Genomic DNA, 17,062 nt, shown 5'->3' on the forward strand with positions numbered 1-17,062 from the left:
ATTCTGCGCACAACACTTAACTTCTAAATACTAAATTACGTGCAGTAACAATATTTGCGAAACAATATACCCAACAGAAGCAGCAAAGAATGGAACAATAAGTTCTGCAAAAAGCAAGAACACTCCATCTTTTATGCGCTTTCTTTGAATAAGATCCACACCTTCAAAAATTGCAGTAGAAAACGTGGAAAATCCACCCAAAAATCCCAAAATCATCAAATAAGCAAAACGTACTCCACATATTGCAGCTGCAACCATGAAAACATTAGACACAACACCTATAGCAAATGAAGCAACGCAATTGATAAATAGCGTTGCAACTGGAACTTCGCTTTTATGAGCAGCTGAAATTTTTTTAGTCATTGCGCATCTTAAAACAGCACCTAAACCGCCAAAAAAGCAAGGCAAAATAAACATAATAAAAACGTATAAAGAATTCATCACTTCATCACCTTAGTATTAGCTTCTGCAACAGATCGACTTTGCTTTTTATTCATGCAATTCGCAATTCCTGCTCCAACCCAATTACCAACAAAAGCCATAAAAACGCCAAAAAGCAGCGAAAAAAGCATACCCAAAACAACAAGCGTCATGCGTGGAGCCATAAAAGACATTGCACTTTCAAACGCGAAAGTAGACATAGTCGACAATCCGCCACAAAAGCCTGTTCCTAGCGCATATTTATACAAAGTTTGCTTTTCTTGCGTTAAAGCTTTAACAGATATTGCAGTAACAAGAGCAAAAATAAAGCATGCAATCATATTTGACAAAAAAGTCCCTAAAGTAAGCTGGCCAAATATAAATGATTGTCCGTCTACTTGGTGAATCGTGTGCGCATAAGAAGAAATTACTGCGCGCACGAAAGCTCCACATGTACCACCAATAAAAACTAAAAAGTATAATCGACAATTATTTTTTTTATTTTTTCCGCTTATTTTACTCATTTTCACTCTTTTTGAAATTATCGTCATAAACCAAAACGACACTCCCAATCGAGAAGTGCCGTTTTGCTAAGTTGATCATAAAATAATAAACAATTTCAGTCAGTTAGTGAGTGAACACTAATGATATGATCACGCTGCGGACCAGTTCCAATAGCAGAAATACGGCAATGAGAAAGCTCTTCCAAACGCTTTACATAACTTTGCGTATTTTGAGGCAAATCTTCAAACTTATGGATTTGAGAAATATCCTCATTCCAGCCTGGAAGCATCTCGTATACTGGTTTCGCAGAAGCAAATAGTGATTGATCTACAGGCATTTCTTCCATACGCTGAACTGTTCCATCAGACAAAGCCACATCATAAGCCACGCAAACTGGGATTTCCTTCAAACCAGTCAAAACGTCAAGCTTAGTAAGAACAATATCCGTCAAACCATTTACGCGAGTTGCATAACGGCTTACTACAGAATCAAACCATCCACAACGACGAGGACGACCAGTTGTAACACCATATTCATGGCCTTGCTCACGCAACCAGTCACCCTGCTCATCCAAAAGTTCAGTTGGGAATGGACCTTCACCAACACGAGTAATATACGCTTTCGCTACTCCAATTACGCGCGTAATACGAGTAGGACCAACACCAGTACCCGTGCAAGCGCCACCAGCAGTAGGGTTTGAAGAAGTTACAAACGGATAAGTGCCATGATCGACGTCAAGCATTGTGGCTTGCCCACCTTCAAACAGCACAGTTTTGCCTTCATCCATTGCTTCATTCAATACTAATGAAGTATCAGCAACATATTTCTTCAAGCGTTTGCCAAGCTCCACAAGTTGAGCAGTAACTGCATCAATATCAATAGGATGTTGATTATAAAGTTTTATAAGCATTTGATTCTTTTGATGCAAACTTGCTTCAACTTTGTCGCGCAAGTGATCAGCATTAAATAAATCATGCACTCGAATACCAACACGATTAATTTTATCCGCGTAAGTAGGTCCAATACCACGACCAGTCGTGCCGATCTTGTGTTTACCAAGGAAACGCTCAGTTACTTTATCAATAACTCGATGATACGGAGTAATAACATGCGCGGCTTCGCTCACAAGCAAGCGCGAGCAATCTACACCGCGAGATTCCAAAGCGTCAATTTCTTCAAGCAATACCTCTGGGTCAACAACAACACCATTACCAATTACAGGCGTAACATTAGGGCTGATAATTCCGCTTGGAAGTAAATGTAATGCATAAGATTTATCGCCAACAACAACAGTGTGTCCGGCATTATTACCGCCATTAAAACGTGCGACAATATCAACCTTTGAACCAATTAAATCTGTTGCTTTGCCTTTACCTTCGTCACCCCATTGAGCTCCAATAAGCACAATACCAGGCATGCCGCACCTCCATTTTTGAGCTAACGCTGCTCAAATAAGCACAATTCTTACCTGTTAAGACTATCTCTATGCCACTACCGAATAAGAAAAAGAAATATATAAAATTAAAAAATTTACTATTTCAGTGCTTTACCAGCAGAACCTAACTGCACACAAGCTTCTACTACACGCTGAGCCATGGCTTTTTCGGCTTCACGACCCCAAGATCGAGGATCATATAACTTCTTTTCGCCAACTTCTCCGTCTATTTTAAGAACAGAGTCATAATTACTGAACATGTGACCAGCAATTGCACGAGTAAAAGCATATTGAGTGTCAGTATCTATATTCATTTTAATTACGCCGTAGCGCACAGCTTCAGCAATTTCTTGAGCAGTAGAACCAGATCCGCCATGAAATACCAGCAGGAACGGCTTTTTAGAAGCGCCAAAGGTGCGAGTATCACAAATATTTTGATAGTTCTGATATACAGTTTTTTGGATTTCTTGCAATAATTTAGGATGCAGTTTTACAACGCCAGGCTTATAGGCTCCATGAACGTTGCCAAAAGTAAACGCTGCCATATACCTGCCACGTTCACCCAAGCCAAGCTTATCTACAACACGCAAAGCATCTTCAGGCGTAGAATACAATCTCTCGTCAATATCAGCACGATGCCCGTCTTCTTCTCCGCCAACAGCACCAATCTCAATTTCAAGAATTGTGCGAGATTTTTGCGAAGCGTCAAGCAACTGTTCTGCAACGTCTAGATTATGTTGCAAAGGCACTGTTGAACCATCCCACATATGCGACTGGAATAACGGCTCTTCGCCTTTTTTGACTTGTTCTGTTTCATAAGAAATTAGTGGTTTAATCCAACCATCTAAATATCGCTCAGCACAATGATCTGTATGAAGCGCAATAGTAATATTAGGGTATTGAGCTGCCACTTCGTGCGCAAACTTTGCAAATGCTATTGAACCAACAACACGATTATTGAGAGATTGACCTGAAAAATAAGCAGAACCACCGACAGAAACTTGAATAATGCCATCAGATTCAGCTTGAGCGAACCCCTGCAAAGCTGCATTAAGAGTTTGCGTACTAGTAACATTGATAGCAGGGTATGCGTAGCCACCTCGACTTGCAGCATCAAGCATATGCGCATAACGTTCAACAGTTGCAATAGTCATACTTGTATTATCCGCCTTTATTACTCAGATAGCTATGCATATGCACAAAAACATTACATACTGGTATGCGAAAATCTATCTTCAAAATCTACAAACTGATTGTGATTCTATAGTTCAGCTCAATTAAAATAACAGAAACATCTAATCTCAAAACTGCATTTGCTGATGACGTTTTTTAGCCTCAGTAACAACAAACTCGTGATATTTCAACGCAATCGAAGAATCTAATCCGGCATTTTCCGCAATATTTAGCAAACTTTCTATTTGCTGCTGCTCTCTTTTAGAATCCTCAGGAGCAAATCCAGCTTCAGCCTTCAACTCACCAATTCGTTTCGTAGTTTTAAACCGCTCAGCAAGCAGCGCAATTATTGCATTATCAAAATTATCAACAGATTGACGCAACACAATAATCTCCTCGGCAGCAACTTTGCAACATGTCGTAAGAGATGTATCGCGCGCGTCAACCGTTGTTTCAGAAAAATCACACATATTATTTAATCGAAATATGTTTGCAGAACCATAGTTGTTTCTGTACTGACAGGGACTATGCGATGAATGGTATTAATAAGTTCTTCCAATTTGCTTGGCGTAGCAACACGCACTACCAGCATAAAACTTGGACTACCAGTAATCGAATAGCAAGCTTCAATACCAGAAATATCACGCAATTTGTTAGGTATTGTAGCTTCCTGCCCAAAATCAAGTGGCGTAACAGACACAAATGCACTTACAGGTAAACCACGACGCTCATAGTCAATTAACGCGCGATAACCGGTAATAACACCTTTACGCTCAAGCTTTTGCACTCGAGATTGAACCGCAGAAACAGACAAACCCGAAGCCTTAGCCAAACGAGTTAACGTCGCTCGGCCATCATGCTCGAGAATATCAACAATGATTGCATCAGTTGAATCCATAGCTATACTAGTTTCAGCTTTATGAGGATTTCCAGCCATACGTCCTCCATTCTCCAGTCGACGCTGAATTGAGAATCTAAAACGAATCTATGTAGCGCCACATTGCAGTCTCTTTTATGGTACAGTATTTTTTACAGAAAAAGAACAAATTTATTCAAAAAATAATAAAAAATACAAATTATTACGTTAAAAATAATTTTTTCTTTTAACATCAGCCGTAATAGTGTTGTACAATTCGCATAATAAGCGTATAAACGAAACCTATAACCTTTAAAGATTATTCTTATAAAATCAAAACCAACAATCAAAAAGGAGCACAGCATGGCAAAAGTAGCGAAACATGCAATTTCAATACCTCGTTCAGGTATTAGAGATGTATTTGACCGTGTAGAACAAATACCAGACGCTATTTCACTATGCCTAGGAGAACCAGGCGAAACTGCTTCCTCACACATTGTTGAAGCCGCGTGCAACTCATTACGAGAGGGAAAAACAAAATACACAGACGTTTTAGGCATACCAGAATTCCGCGAGGCAGCTGCAAATTATACGAATAGAGTAAAAGGTTTAAACTACAACGCAGACACAGAAATTCAAGCCGTTGACGGCGCTACTATTGGATTATATTTAGCTATTAAATCAGTAATAGATCCGGGAGATGAGGTTATTATTCCATCTCCATACTTCACATCATACGATGCAGAAGTGCTAATGTGCGAAGGAATTCCAGTAACTGTAGCCCTTAAGCCAGAACATGGAATGCATATTAATGCAGAAGAAATACGCAAAGCTATATCACCACGCACTAAAGCCATCATTATCAATTCTCCATGCAACCCAACCGGTGCAGTAACAACCGCAGAAGAACTCGAAAAAATTGCAAAATTATGCCAAGAATTTGATCTTTGGGTAATTTCTGACGAAGTCTACCATCCATTCGTATTCGCAAGCAATCCAGAAACTGAACCTTGCAGAAATGCTGTAGCACCATCTATTGCAGCAGCTGAAGGAATGCACGAACGAACCATTATTGTAGAAAGTTTATCGAAAACTTACGCCATGACAGGCTGGAGAATTGGATATATTCTTGCACCAAGTCAAGTTATTGAGCAAACCAGCAAAATTGCAGAAATGATGCATTCTTCTGTAAATTCTACCGCACAATATGGCGGCGTAGCTGCATTAACAGGTCCGCAAGATCACGTGCGCGAAATGAGAGAAGAATATCGCGCAAAACGTCAGCTTGTTATAGACGGATTGGCAAATTGCAATGCATTGCGTCTTATAGAGCCTCAAGGTGCATTCTACGTTTTTGTTGACGTTCGACCAACTGGTTTAAGTTCAGAAGAATTTAGCAAAAAACTTTTAGATGAAGAAAAAGTTGCTGTTGTACCAGGAGAAGCCTTTGGCGCAGAAGGAAGCGGATTCGTGCGACTATCTTACGCTGGAAGAGCAGAAGAACTTAAAGAAGGCGTAGCGCGCATAAGCAAATTTGCACTTGCGCAACAAGCTTTACATGCTGCATAAAATATTAGTTATTAATAAATATAAATATAAATAAAATTATTGCCCCTTGGTAGATAATCCAAAGGGCAATAATTTTAATTCCTTACGAAATAAGAACTACGCAATAGTCGTAGAAGAAGAATTATTCGTAGCAGTGCCAGTTTGTTGAGTTATAGCAGCTAAGAAATCACGGTTTGAAGCAGTTTTCTTCAATCGAGGAATCAAAGTCTGATACGCTTGCTCTGCCTCAAGACCACCAAAGAGACGGCGCAAACGATAAATAACTGGCAAATCTGCAGCTGGAGTAATTAACTCCTCGCGACGAGTTCCAGAAGCATTAATATCTACCGCTGGGAAGAGACGCTTATCAGCCAAATCTCTACTCAAGCGCAATTCCATATTTCCAGTGCCCTTAAACTCTTCGAAGATTACTTCATCCATCTTAGAGCCAGTTTCAACCAATGCAGAAGAAATAATCGTCAAAGAGCCGCCGTCTTCAATATTTCGAGCAGCACCGAAGAACTTCTTTGGTGGGTACAACGCTTGAGCATCAACACCACCGGAAAGAATACGACCAGAAGCAGGAGCTGCAATATTGTAAGCTCTAGCCAAACGAGTCATAGAATCAAGCAAAACCACAACATCCTGGCCAAGCTCAACCAAACGCTTAGCGCGCTCAATAGCAAGCTCAGCAACAGTAGTGTGATCTGTTGCAGGACGATCGAATGTAGAAGAAATCACTTCGCCTTGCACAGTACGTTCCATGTCGGTAACTTCTTCTGGGCGCTCATCTACAAGCACAACCATAAGATGCACTTCAGGATTATTTGTAGTAATTGCATTTGCAATATTCTGAAGAGTAATGGTTTTACCAGCCTTTGGTGGCGACACAATCAAACCGCGCTGGCCTTTACCAATTGGGGCAACTAAATCAATAACACGTCCCAACATGCGATTCGGAGTAGTTTCTTGCTTCAAACGCTCCTGCGGATATAACGGCGTCAACTTAGCAAATTGCGGTCGAGACTGAGCTTCTTCAACGCTCATTCCATTAATGCTATCGATTGTTTGCAAAGGAACAAACTTTTGGCGCTGATTTCGACGATCGCCTTCGCGAGGAGCACGAATGGAGCCTTGAACTGCATCACCCTTACGTAAGCCATATTTTTTAATTTGGCTCATTGAAACATAAACATCGTTAGGACCAGGCAAATAACCAGAAGTGCGCACGAATGCGTAAGATTCTAAGACATCAACAATTCCAGCTACTGGCACGAGCTCTTCCTGAGGCTCTTCACGACGAGGCTCGCGTAAATCATGCTCTTCGCGAGCATCGCGCGCATCACGTGCATCGCGATCAAGACGAACATTGCGATCGTTACGATCTTGACGTTCTCCACGCTCAGCACGACGTTCATCACGATCTTCACGTTCTACTCGATCCATGCGTTCTGAACGATTCTGCCGATCTGAATAATCTGAACGAGACTCATCGTAATCACGTGCACGACCGCGCATACGACGCTGGAAACGATCAGCACGATTTTGTTGTTCTTCTCTATCAAAGTCACGAGAAGCTACACGCTGACGACGCGGTTCACCCTCTGCATGAGAATCTTCACCAGGCAATGTTGCCAAAATTTGATCCAACTCATGCGAGTCCATACCATCTTCTCTACGATCGCGATTATCATTACGATCTTCTGAGGAACGACGACGCTGGAATGTATTATTACGATTCGCATCGCGTCGATAATTTTTATTCCCAAAATCTTCTTCGTCTCTATAGCGACGATCTGAAGTAGCATTGGGAACCAAAACTTCTAATGCTTCTAAATCACTATTGTCTTTCGATGATCCAGCATCTTCTATATCTGTACTAGTATCTGCAGTTTTATTAGGATTTACAACATCACGAGGAACACGAACACTTACACCTGCAGGCGCTTCTCCCCCATTACGAGCAGCCGTCAGTGTAGCCACCAACTCAGGCTTACGCATTGTAGATGTTCCGCGCAAACCCATCTGTTTTGCAAGATCTTTCAATTCTGAAAGCTTCATTTTTTCAAGATTCTGGCCTGTTGCCACAATTTTACCTTTCCTTAACTCACACGGAATAGAGCCCCGGCAAGTCTTTACATGGAAGATTACGGAAAAATCCGTCACGAACTCGCTGCCATTTCATAACAATTCATATGTACATAACAACGAACATTATGTATGCTACTACAGCTATACGACGCTGTACAACGCGACGCGCCATAGTATTTAGTATTTTTTATTACAATTTTTATAAAGCTTTTAAAGCGATATTAGAATAAACAAAAAGCGCCAATAATATGGGTAACACCCAGTATTATTGACGCTATATCGCTAAATTATTTGCGCTTTAAAATCAAACGCTCAAATTTATACGAGAATTAATTACTACTTCTTTTCGTGATACGACTTTTCAGTGTTAACAGACCACACGTTCTTCTTAGAAGTTTCTCCAGTTCGGATATCTTCTACAGCCTCAATAGCAGTTGCCATTGAATGATCTTGGTTATTATAACGATGCTGTCCATTGCGACCAACACAATACAAATTGCCGAAGCCATCAAGATAATCAATCAATTCAGGCATCTGAGCGTATGTGTCAAAGTAAGCAGGATATGCCTTTGGCACTCGCTCACGATGAGAATCAAGAACGTCTTCCTCACCATTGATAACCTGCATACGAGTCAACTCGTCAATAGCCATCTTACGAGCATCATCATCACTCATATTCCAGAAGTCGTCGCCTTCTTCGCAGAAGTACTCAAGACCGATCCAAACAGTGTTATCAACATCCTTAACGAGATATGGGCTCCAGTTGTTGAAGATTTGCAAACGTCCGACTTTATATCCAGGATCCTGCACGTAAATCCAGCAATCAGGAACAATAGGAGGATTACCAAGCGTTGGAATAGTGGTAGTATTACGCAGACGCACGCGCTTAACAAGCAAGCCTACAGTCACAAAATCGCGATAAGGCAAACCCTTGGCAACGCGTTGCATTTCTGCTGGAACTTCAGCCTTTTCGTCACCATCTGCACCCTGCTCAAGAGCAGCTACCAAATCCTTAATTGGCATAGAAGATATAAACTGGTCGGCGTGCAATTCTGAACGCTCTCCATTTGCATCTTCAACTACAACACTGGAAATCTTTCCGTCTGCTTGCTTAATAGCAACTACCTTTGCGTCTGTGCGCACAGTAGCACCGTTTTCGCGGCAACGGCGCTCAACTGTTTCCCATAACTGACCAGGACCAAGCTTTGGATACCAGAATTCCTCAATTAATGAGGTCTCTACTTCCTTCTTTTTGCCTTTTTTCTTAGGGAAAAGCTTGGAAAAAGCATTCTTCAACACTTCCACAATGCTCAAACCCTTAACGCGCTGAGCACCCCAATCGGCAGAAATCTGGCTTGGATGCCTACCCCAAAGCTTCTCTGTATAGCCCTCAAAGAACATGGAATAAAGTTTCTTGCCGAAACGATTAATGTAGAAATTCTCAAGATTAGTTTCTGGCAATTTGTGAATCATAGACCACAAATAGCTGAAGCCAACTTTCATTGTCAAAATAAAGCCCATAGAGCGCAAGGTTGCTGCAGAAAGAGAAATTGGATAATCAAAGAAATGATGATTCCAGAAAATACGAGAAACGCGATGACGCTTCAACATCACTTCATCTTCAACTTCAGGATCAGGTCCACCTGCTTCCAAATCGTGATGACGACCAAGCTTTTTATCATCATATGAAGGCGCACCCTGGAGAGGCAGCATTTCACGCCACCATTGCATAATACGGTCATCTTTTGAGAAGAAACGATGACCGCCGATGTCCATACGATTGCCGTTATACTTCACAGTACGCGAAATACCGCCAAATTCACGCGTGGCTTCGAGCACTGTTACGTCGTAGCGGCTAGATCCACCATCCTTAACGAGTTCCCAGGCTGCCGTCAACCCTGCCGGACCGCCACCAATAATTACCACAGATTCCTTTGGGGATTGTGTATCCGTCACTTGTCCTCCATCTTAATACATCAAATTTTTACGAAAACACTTTGCGTGCTAGGTAAGCAATTTCTATATATCCTTATTGAGCATACGCGCATCACGCGATAGATTCAGGAATGTCAATGTCTGTTTTCTGTACTTCTTCAACATTTACATCTTTAAAAGTTACTATTCGGACATTTTTAACAAAACGCGAAGGGCGGTAAACATCCCATACCCAAGCGTCTGTAAGTTGAACATCAAAATAAACATCCTGACCTGCTGAACGCACATTAAAATCGACTTTATTGGCTAAATAAAATCGTCGCTCTGTTTCTACGACATAAGTAAAAAGCTTAATAACATCACGGTATTCTTTATATAACGCAAGTTCTGCATCGGTTTCATAGTTGTCGAGATCTTCGGCGCTCATTACTTACCTTCCGTATTACGTTTGCGTCCACGACCTATAATGCGCCACCAAGCTTTTTTTGATGAACTTCCTTCAGAGACGTTTGCATTGTACGGCCATGCTTCATCAAGATTATCACGATGCACAGGTATAGCCACAGAATGTTCATGCGCGCTCAAAGCTTCGATTACACCAGGATTTTCTTCAATAACGTGTAGACCAAACGCATCCAGCGAACGAATGGCATCATATTCATCTACAAGAGTGTCCATTACAACAAAATCTTGATATTTTTGATTTTGAGCATCCCATAATGCGTCGCGCGCAGTGCCGGTTTTTACAAATCCAAGAGATTGATATACAGAAAGTGAGCGAGTATTAGTTGCCGGAACTCCTACCCAAATTCTATGCAACCCTAGACCAGTCGGCTCTGATGCAAAAGCATAAGTCATAACCCTAGGCATTGCGTCGCGCGAATAGCCTCTTCCTCGATAATTTTTGCCTAAAACAACTTGAATTCGAGCACTGCGAGACCATCCGTCAATATCTATAAGGAAAATCATGCCGATAATATCGCCGGAAGCGTTATTTGAATCATCCAAAACATCAGGAACAATCGCCCACGCAATAGTGTGACGCAACTGAACATCGCCAGCAAAACGACAAGATTCAGAAGGATTTTCGCCAATAAGACTATCTTTAGTCCATTGCATAGAGCTTTCAACCCACGAATGAACCATAGAACGCTCTGAATTAGCATCCTTTCCAGTAATAACTGCAGCACCATCAAATGCGCACAAATCATCCATTCTTTGAAAATCATCGCACGTAGCTGGACGAAGGTGCGCCATCTCTCCACGAATTTGAGGAATTACTATAGATTTTGGTAACTCGCGAGAGTTAATAACACCATCATTGGTTTGTTGCATAGTCACCTACTTGTATTGTGCCTTTGAAAATTAAGCCCTTCGCATAATTCTCACATCGCATAATATATGATAATCCAGAAGACGAAAAATGCCTCGCAATGTTGATAAATAGTAAATTCTGCGCACCTGCTACACAAACAAATCTGATTTGAGTATGCAGCAAGTACGCAGCACTTACTTTTGAATATTGATTACGCTTTTACGTTTATACATTAGCGTTATCAAATATTAAATTTTTCAGCCTTTACGGCACTTTTCAGCCTTTGATTTTTGCCATCACAATCTTAGTAACAGCCTTAGCATCAGCCTGACCTTTAGTTGCACGCATAACAGCACCAATAATTGCACCCATCGGCTTCATATTTCCAGCCTTAAGCTTTTCTGCAACTTCAGGATCAGCAGCAAGAGCAGCGTCAACAGCAGCTTCCAAAGCACCGTCATCGTTCATAACCTTAAATCCGTGCTTCTTAACAACTTCATCAGGCTTACCCTCGCCAGCCAAAACGCATGCAACAGTTTGCTTAGCGAGCTTATCGTTAAGATTGCCGTCTGCAATTAGCTTTTCAACTTCAGCCACATCTTGCGGAGTAATAGGCAATTCTTCCAAAGTCACGCCACGAGTGTTTGCTTCGCGAGCAAGCTCACCAAGCCACCACTTCTTAGCACCTGCCGCACTTGCGCCAGCCTTAACGGTTTCTTCAACCAAATCAAGAGCATCTGCGTTCAAAATATCGCGCATTTCAAGATCGCTAATACCCCATTCGCTTTGCAAACGGTTACGGCGCTCACGAGGCATTTCCGGCATTTGCGCCTTCATTCGCTCAATATGCTCTTTAGTGATGTGAAGCATAACCAAATCAGGATCTGGGAAGTAGCGATAATCGTCAGCATCCGACTTCACACGACCACCAGCAGTGGTCTGAGTTGCCTCATCCCAGTGACGAGTTTCCTGCAAAATCTCGCCGCCTTCGCTCAAAATAGCAGCCTGACGACGAATCTCATATTGCAGCGTCTTTTCAATACCGCGGAATGTGTTCACATTCTTAGTTTCTGAACGCGTACCAAATGGATCGGTTGGCTTGCGACGGAGCGAAACGTTCACGTCAGCACGCATATTGCCCTGCTCCATACGAGCGTGAGAGATGTTGAGAGCGCGAACAATATCGCGAATAGCACGCATATAAGCACCAGCAATTTCTGGAGCGCGGCTACCTGCACCTTCGATTGGCTTAGTTACAATCTCGATTAAAGGCACACCTGCACGATTGTAATCAACCAAAGAGTGATTTGCGCCTTCAATACGGCCGTCAGCGCCGCCAACGTGAGTATTCTTACCAGCATCATCCTCAATGTGAGCACGTTCAATCGGCACACGGAACACGGTGCCGTCTTCCAGCTCAACATCCAAGTAACCGTTGCCATTAGTAGGCTTATCGTACTGGGAGATCTGATAATCGCGAGGCATATCTGGGTAGAAGTAGTTCTTACGAGCGAACTGGCTCCACTCAGCAATTTCGCAATGTAAAGCCAAACCAAGCTTAATTGCATAATCAACTGCAGTCTTGTTTACAACTGGCAAAGAGCCTGGCAAACCAAGGCTTACAGGAGTTAGCTGAGTATTTGGCTCACCGCCAAAAGATACTTCTGCTGGGCAGAACAGCTTCGTACGAGTGCAAAGCTCAACGTGAGTTTCCAAACCGAATACTGGATCGAATTGCTCAACAGCATCGGCATATTTCATAAGTTTTTCAGCCATTAGATATCCTTCTTACTTAAGCTTTACTTCACTTTACTTAGCCAATGAATCGAGCCAACCAGCTTTAAGCGACTTCCAAATTGGACCGCCCCACTGCTCTTCGAGCGCTGCTTCCAACGCTGCTGCAGGCTTGTACATCTTTTCATCGTGGCATTGCGGAGCAATAATCTGAATGCCAACAGGCAAACCGTCGTCGCTTAAGCCAGCTGGGAGGCTCAAAGCAGGAACTCCAGCCATGTTTGCAGGAATTGTAGCAATATCGTTCATGTACATAGAAAGTGGATCATCCATCTTCTCGCCAAACTTAAATGCCGTTGTAGGGCTTGTTGGAGAAACAAGAACATCTACTTTCTTAAACGCTTCTTCAAAATCGCGAATAATAAGCGTACGAACTTTTTGTGCAGAGCCATACCAAGCATCGTAGTAGCCAGCGGAAAGTGCGTAAGTGCCGAGAATAATACGACGCTTTACTTCGTCGCCAAAGCCAGCTTCACGAGTTGCAGCCATCATATTTGCAGCAGTCTGAGGCTTGTCTGCTGGTGGCATGACGCGCAAACCGTAGCGCATACCGTCGTAGCGAGCCAAATTAGAGCTAACTTCTGAAGGCATAATAATGTAATAAGCAGCCAAAGAGTAAGGGAAGTGAGGGCAAGAAACTTCCGTAACCTCTGCGCCCATATCCTTAAGCAATTGCACAGCTTCATTAAAGCGTGCTTCAACGCCTGGCTGGAAGCCTTCACCGCTAAGCTCCTTAACTAAACCAACCTTCAAGCCCTTCAAATCACGGCGAGCGCCCTCACGAGCAGCTTGAGCCATTGGAGGAACAGGAGCTGGAATAGAAGTAGAATCGCGCCTATCGTTACCGCCGATAATTTCCTGCAAAAGCGCAGAATCAAGAACGGTACGAGAAACAGGTCCAATCTGGTCGAGAGAGCTTGCCATAGCGATTGCACCAAAACGGCTAACACCACCGTAAGTTGGCTTTGCGCCGACTGTACCAGTTAAAGCACCTGGCTGGCGAATAGAACCACCAGTATCTGTACCCAAAGCAATAGGAGCTTCGAATGCAGCAACAGCAGCTGCAGAGCCGCCGCCAGAACCGCCAGGGACACGCTCAGTATCCCAAGGATTGCAAGTAGTTTGATAAGCAGAATGTTCTGTAGAAGAACCTTGAGCAAACTCATCCAAATTAGTCTTGCCAAGAATTGGCATGCCAGCTGCTTTGAGCTTTTCAATAACAGTAGCATCGTAAGGTGGAACCCAGCCTTCGAGGATCTTCGATGCTGCAGTAGTAGGAATGCCCTTAGTGACAATCATGTCTTTAATGGCAATTGGCACACCAGCCAACTCAGGCAATCCTTCAGTCTCACCCTTAGCGTTCTTAGCATCAAAAGCATCTGCCTGCTCGAGAGCAATATCTGCAGAAACATGCAAAAATGCCTTAATTTCTGGCTCTGCAGATTCAATGACTGCCAAGTGAGCTTCAACAAGTTCACGGCTAGAAACTTCTTTAGCTTTTACAGCCTTTGCCATATCGGCAGCAGAAAGTTTTACCAAATCTTGAGTATTAGTCATGTTTTATTCCTCCCCCAAAATTCGAGGCGCTACAAACATGCCAGACTCACTTCTAGGAGCATCCGAAAGAGCTTCTTCTTGAGTCAAAGGTGTAGCAGGCTCATCTGGACGCAAATAAGCTTCCAAAGGCACTGGATTTGCAGTAGGTGGCACATCTTCGCCAGCAACTTCCTGCACTTTATTAATAGATTCTGCAATGACGTTTAATTCGCCTTGCAAGCGACTGATTTCTTCGTCGCTTAAAGCAATCTGGGACAAAACGCCCAAATGCTCAATTTCTTCGCGTGTGAATGTAGGCATAACCTCAACTATATGTGTGATACGTGACCTTCGTTAGTAGAAAAAAGCAATGTGGATAAAAGCTTTACGAGAGTTATTTGTTGATTATTTTTGTTTTATTGAGAAAGTACTACAAATTAATTTTTTAAGACTGAAGCAATTAAAAATTGCGCATGCGTAACACTAAATAATACTTGCACAAATATTTTGCATATATTTTCACAAAATTATCACGAATCAAAATACGTAAAATCCGTTCATTTTATCTGTCAACACGCCGAAACAACAAAACTGACGTAACCAAAAAGTGTTGGTATTTCAGCATTATTTAAACTTTTGTTTGAAACTTAAAAAAATTATTTTAAACAATTATCGCATAAATAAAAAGTGTGTAATAATCATGTGATGTGAGAAGCTGAAGCTGATGCACTGAAGCATATATATGCACTGAAGCACGTATTTTGCGGCATCTCACTGAAAAATAATTTGAAATAAAATCTAATAAAAATCGAAGGATACATATGAAGAGCACAAAGTTCTACCGTAATGCAGCAATGTTGTTGCTCGCGGGCGCGACTATTATTCCACAATGCTTAGCAGTTCCAGCAATGGCAGATTCTTCCACAAAGCCTTCTGCACCAGCTGCATCTTGCGCAGCTAGCAAGGACTCGCTGAACAACTACTTGTGGGATTTGCATTACGATAAAACAAATATTCTCGCACGTCACGGCGAAACAATTAACAATAAATTCTCCAGCGACAGCTTCAACAAGAACGGCGAATTCGTTGTTGTTGAGCATCAGAAGAAGAACATCACCAATACAACGTCAAACTTGTCGGTAACTTCGGCCAACAATGATCGCGTGTATCCTGGTGCATTATTCCGCGCTGACCAGAATTTGATGGATAACATGCCAAGCTTGATTTCAGCAAATCGCGCACCATTAACTTTGAGCATTGATTTGCCAGGCTTCCACGGCGGCGAGAGTGCTGTAACTGTGCAACATCCAACCAAGAGCTCCGTTACTTCAGCAGTTAACGGTTTAGTTTCTAAATGGAATGCACAATATGCAGCAAGCCATCATGTAGCAGCTCGTATGCAGTATGATTCCGCAAGCGCACAAAGCATGAACCAGCTCAAGGCTAAGTTTGGTGCTGATTTTGCAAAGATTGGCGTACCGCTGAAGATTGATTTCGATGCGGTACACAAGGGTGAGAAGCAGACTCAAATTGTGAACTTCAAGCAAACTTACTACACAGTAAGCGTCGACGCTCCAGATAGCCCAGCAGATTTCTTTGCTCCATGCACCACGCCAGAAAGCTTGAAGAACCGTGGCGTTGACAGCAAACGTCCACCAGTTTACGTGTCAAACGTAGCTTATGGTCGCTCAATGTACGTAAAGTTCGATACCACCAGCAAGAGCACTGATTTCCAGGCTGCAGTAGAAGCAGCAATTAAGGGCGTAGAAATCAAGCCAAACACCGAATTCCATCGCATTCTCCAGAATACTTCTGTTACTGCAGTGATTCTCGGCGGCAGCGCTAACGGTGCAGCAAAGGTTATTACCGGCAATATCGATACGCTAAAGGCTTTGATTCAGGAAGGTGCAAATTTGAGCACCTCTAGCCCAGCTGTTCCAATCGCTTACACTACTTCCTTCGTAAAAGATAACGAAGTAGCAACTCTCCAGAGCAACAGCGATTATGTTGAGACTAAGGTTTCTGCTTACCGTGACGGTTATTTGACCTTGGATCACCGTGGAGCTTATGTAGCTCGCTACTACGTCTACTGGGATGAGTACGGCACTGATATCGACGGAACTCCATACGTACGTTCTCGCGCTTGGGAAGGAAACGGCAAGTATCGTACCGCTCACTTCAGCACAACGATTCAGTTCAAGGGCAATGTGCGCAATCTTCGCATTAAGTTGGAAGAAAAGACCGGCTTAGTATGGGAACCATGGCGTACAGTGTACAACCGTACTGATTTGCCGTTGGTTCGCCAGCGCACAATCAAGAACTGGGGCACAACCTTGTGGCCTCGCGTTGCTGAAACTGTAAAGAATGACTGAACTCATATTGCAATTGAGCATAAATAAATAAAACTGAAAAATTAAGGACTTTATCTTATAGCCAGTTATGAGATGAAGTCCTT

15 protein-coding genes are annotated in these 17,062 nt (G+C 42.6%); 2 read left to right on the top strand and 13 right to left on the bottom strand.

The features are described 5' to 3' along the window. Positions 1 to 30: 30 nt before the first annotated feature. The 6 genes from HXT29_RS05160 to HXT29_RS05185 all read right to left on the bottom strand — a co-directional run bounded on the left by HXT29_RS05160 (position 31) and on the right by HXT29_RS05185 (position 4,469). Complete coding sequence (locus HXT29_RS05160) at positions 31 to 441, bottom strand: fluoride efflux transporter FluC (RefSeq protein WP_004574195.1); 411 nt, start codon at positions 439 to 441, stop codon at positions 31 to 33. After that, entirely contained in the window at positions 441 to 971 is a 531-nt protein-coding gene (locus HXT29_RS05165) for a fluoride efflux transporter FluC (RefSeq protein ID WP_004105915.1), read from the bottom strand. The genes HXT29_RS05160 and HXT29_RS05165 overlap by 1 nt, the downstream gene beginning before the upstream one ends. Before the next feature lie 68 nt (positions 972 to 1,039). Beyond that, positions 1,040 to 2,341, bottom strand: coding sequence for an adenylosuccinate synthase (locus HXT29_RS05170; RefSeq protein WP_421789090.1), 1,302 nt, complete (start codon positions 2,339 to 2,341; stop codon positions 1,040 to 1,042). Between the two features lie 116 nt (positions 2,342 to 2,457). Then, positions 2,458 to 3,513 (bottom strand): class II fructose-bisphosphate aldolase, encoded by a 1,056-nt coding sequence (gene fbaA, locus HXT29_RS05175; protein WP_422111983.1) that lies wholly within the window; start codon positions 3,511 to 3,513, stop codon positions 2,458 to 2,460. 147 nt (positions 3,514 to 3,660) lie between these two features. After that, a complete protein-coding gene (locus HXT29_RS05180; RefSeq protein ID WP_004574199.1) occupies positions 3,661 to 4,002 on the bottom strand; it encodes a chorismate mutase in 342 nt (113 codons plus the stop codon). Between the two features lie 5 nt (positions 4,003 to 4,007). Next, a complete protein-coding gene (locus HXT29_RS05185; protein ID WP_004105907.1) occupies positions 4,008 to 4,469 on the bottom strand; it encodes an Lrp/AsnC family transcriptional regulator in 462 nt (153 codons plus the stop codon). Between the two features lie 282 nt (positions 4,470 to 4,751). Here HXT29_RS05185 and HXT29_RS05190 point away from each other — a divergent pair, with 282 nt between their 5' ends. After that, on the top strand, positions 4,752 to 5,957 hold the full coding sequence (locus HXT29_RS05190; RefSeq protein WP_415705762.1) for a pyridoxal phosphate-dependent aminotransferase: 1,206 nt from the start codon (positions 4,752 to 4,754) through the stop codon (positions 5,955 to 5,957). Positions 5,958 to 6,053: 96 nt separating this feature from the next. Here the strand turns inward: HXT29_RS05190 and rho are convergent, their stop codons facing one another. The 7 genes from rho to gatC form a co-directional block, all read right to left on the bottom strand. After that, entirely contained in the window at positions 6,054 to 8,024 is a 1,971-nt protein-coding gene (gene rho / locus HXT29_RS05195) for a transcription termination factor Rho (RefSeq protein WP_004574201.1), read from the bottom strand. Between the two features lie 339 nt (positions 8,025 to 8,363). After that, positions 8,364 to 9,983: an NAD(P)/FAD-dependent oxidoreductase gene (locus tag HXT29_RS05200; RefSeq protein WP_032835339.1), complete on the bottom strand. Its 1,620-nt coding sequence runs from the start codon at positions 9,981 to 9,983 to the stop codon at positions 8,364 to 8,366. Between the two features lie 91 nt (positions 9,984 to 10,074). After that, entirely contained in the window at positions 10,075 to 10,389 is a 315-nt protein-coding gene (locus HXT29_RS05205; RefSeq protein WP_004105898.1) for a DUF2469 domain-containing protein, read from the bottom strand. Next, on the bottom strand, positions 10,389 to 11,297 hold the full coding sequence (locus HXT29_RS05210; protein ID WP_064340577.1) for a GNAT family N-acetyltransferase: 909 nt from the start codon (positions 11,295 to 11,297) through the stop codon (positions 10,389 to 10,391). The genes HXT29_RS05205 and HXT29_RS05210 overlap by 1 nt, the downstream gene beginning before the upstream one ends. A gap of 256 nt (positions 11,298 to 11,553) precedes the next feature. Beyond that, a complete protein-coding gene (gatB, locus tag HXT29_RS05215; RefSeq protein WP_064340578.1) occupies positions 11,554 to 13,053 on the bottom strand; it encodes an Asp-tRNA(Asn)/Glu-tRNA(Gln) amidotransferase subunit GatB in 1,500 nt (499 codons plus the stop codon). Positions 13,054 to 13,086: 33 nt separating this feature from the next. After that, positions 13,087 to 14,628 (bottom strand): Asp-tRNA(Asn)/Glu-tRNA(Gln) amidotransferase subunit GatA, encoded by a 1,542-nt coding sequence (gene gatA, locus HXT29_RS05220; RefSeq protein ID WP_004105890.1) that lies wholly within the window; start codon positions 14,626 to 14,628, stop codon positions 13,087 to 13,089. A gap of 3 nt (positions 14,629 to 14,631) precedes the next feature. Then, entirely contained in the window at positions 14,632 to 14,928 is a 297-nt protein-coding gene (gatC, locus tag HXT29_RS05225) for an Asp-tRNA(Asn)/Glu-tRNA(Gln) amidotransferase subunit GatC (RefSeq protein ID WP_004105888.1), read from the bottom strand. A 500-nt stretch (positions 14,929 to 15,428) separates the two neighbouring features. Between gatC and vly the strand changes: the two genes are divergently transcribed. After that, the gene (gene vly, locus HXT29_RS05230) at positions 15,429 to 16,979 is read left to right on the top strand and encodes a cholesterol-dependent cytolysin vaginolysin (protein WP_004574203.1); all 1,551 of its coding nucleotides are present in this window, start codon (positions 15,429 to 15,431) and stop codon (positions 16,977 to 16,979) included. Positions 16,980 to 17,062 lie beyond the last annotated feature (83 nt).

Source organism: Gardnerella sp. DNF00550, from assembly GCF_049262685.1.
Lineage (GTDB): Bacteria > Actinomycetota > Actinomycetes > Actinomycetales > Bifidobacteriaceae > Bifidobacterium > Bifidobacterium leopoldii.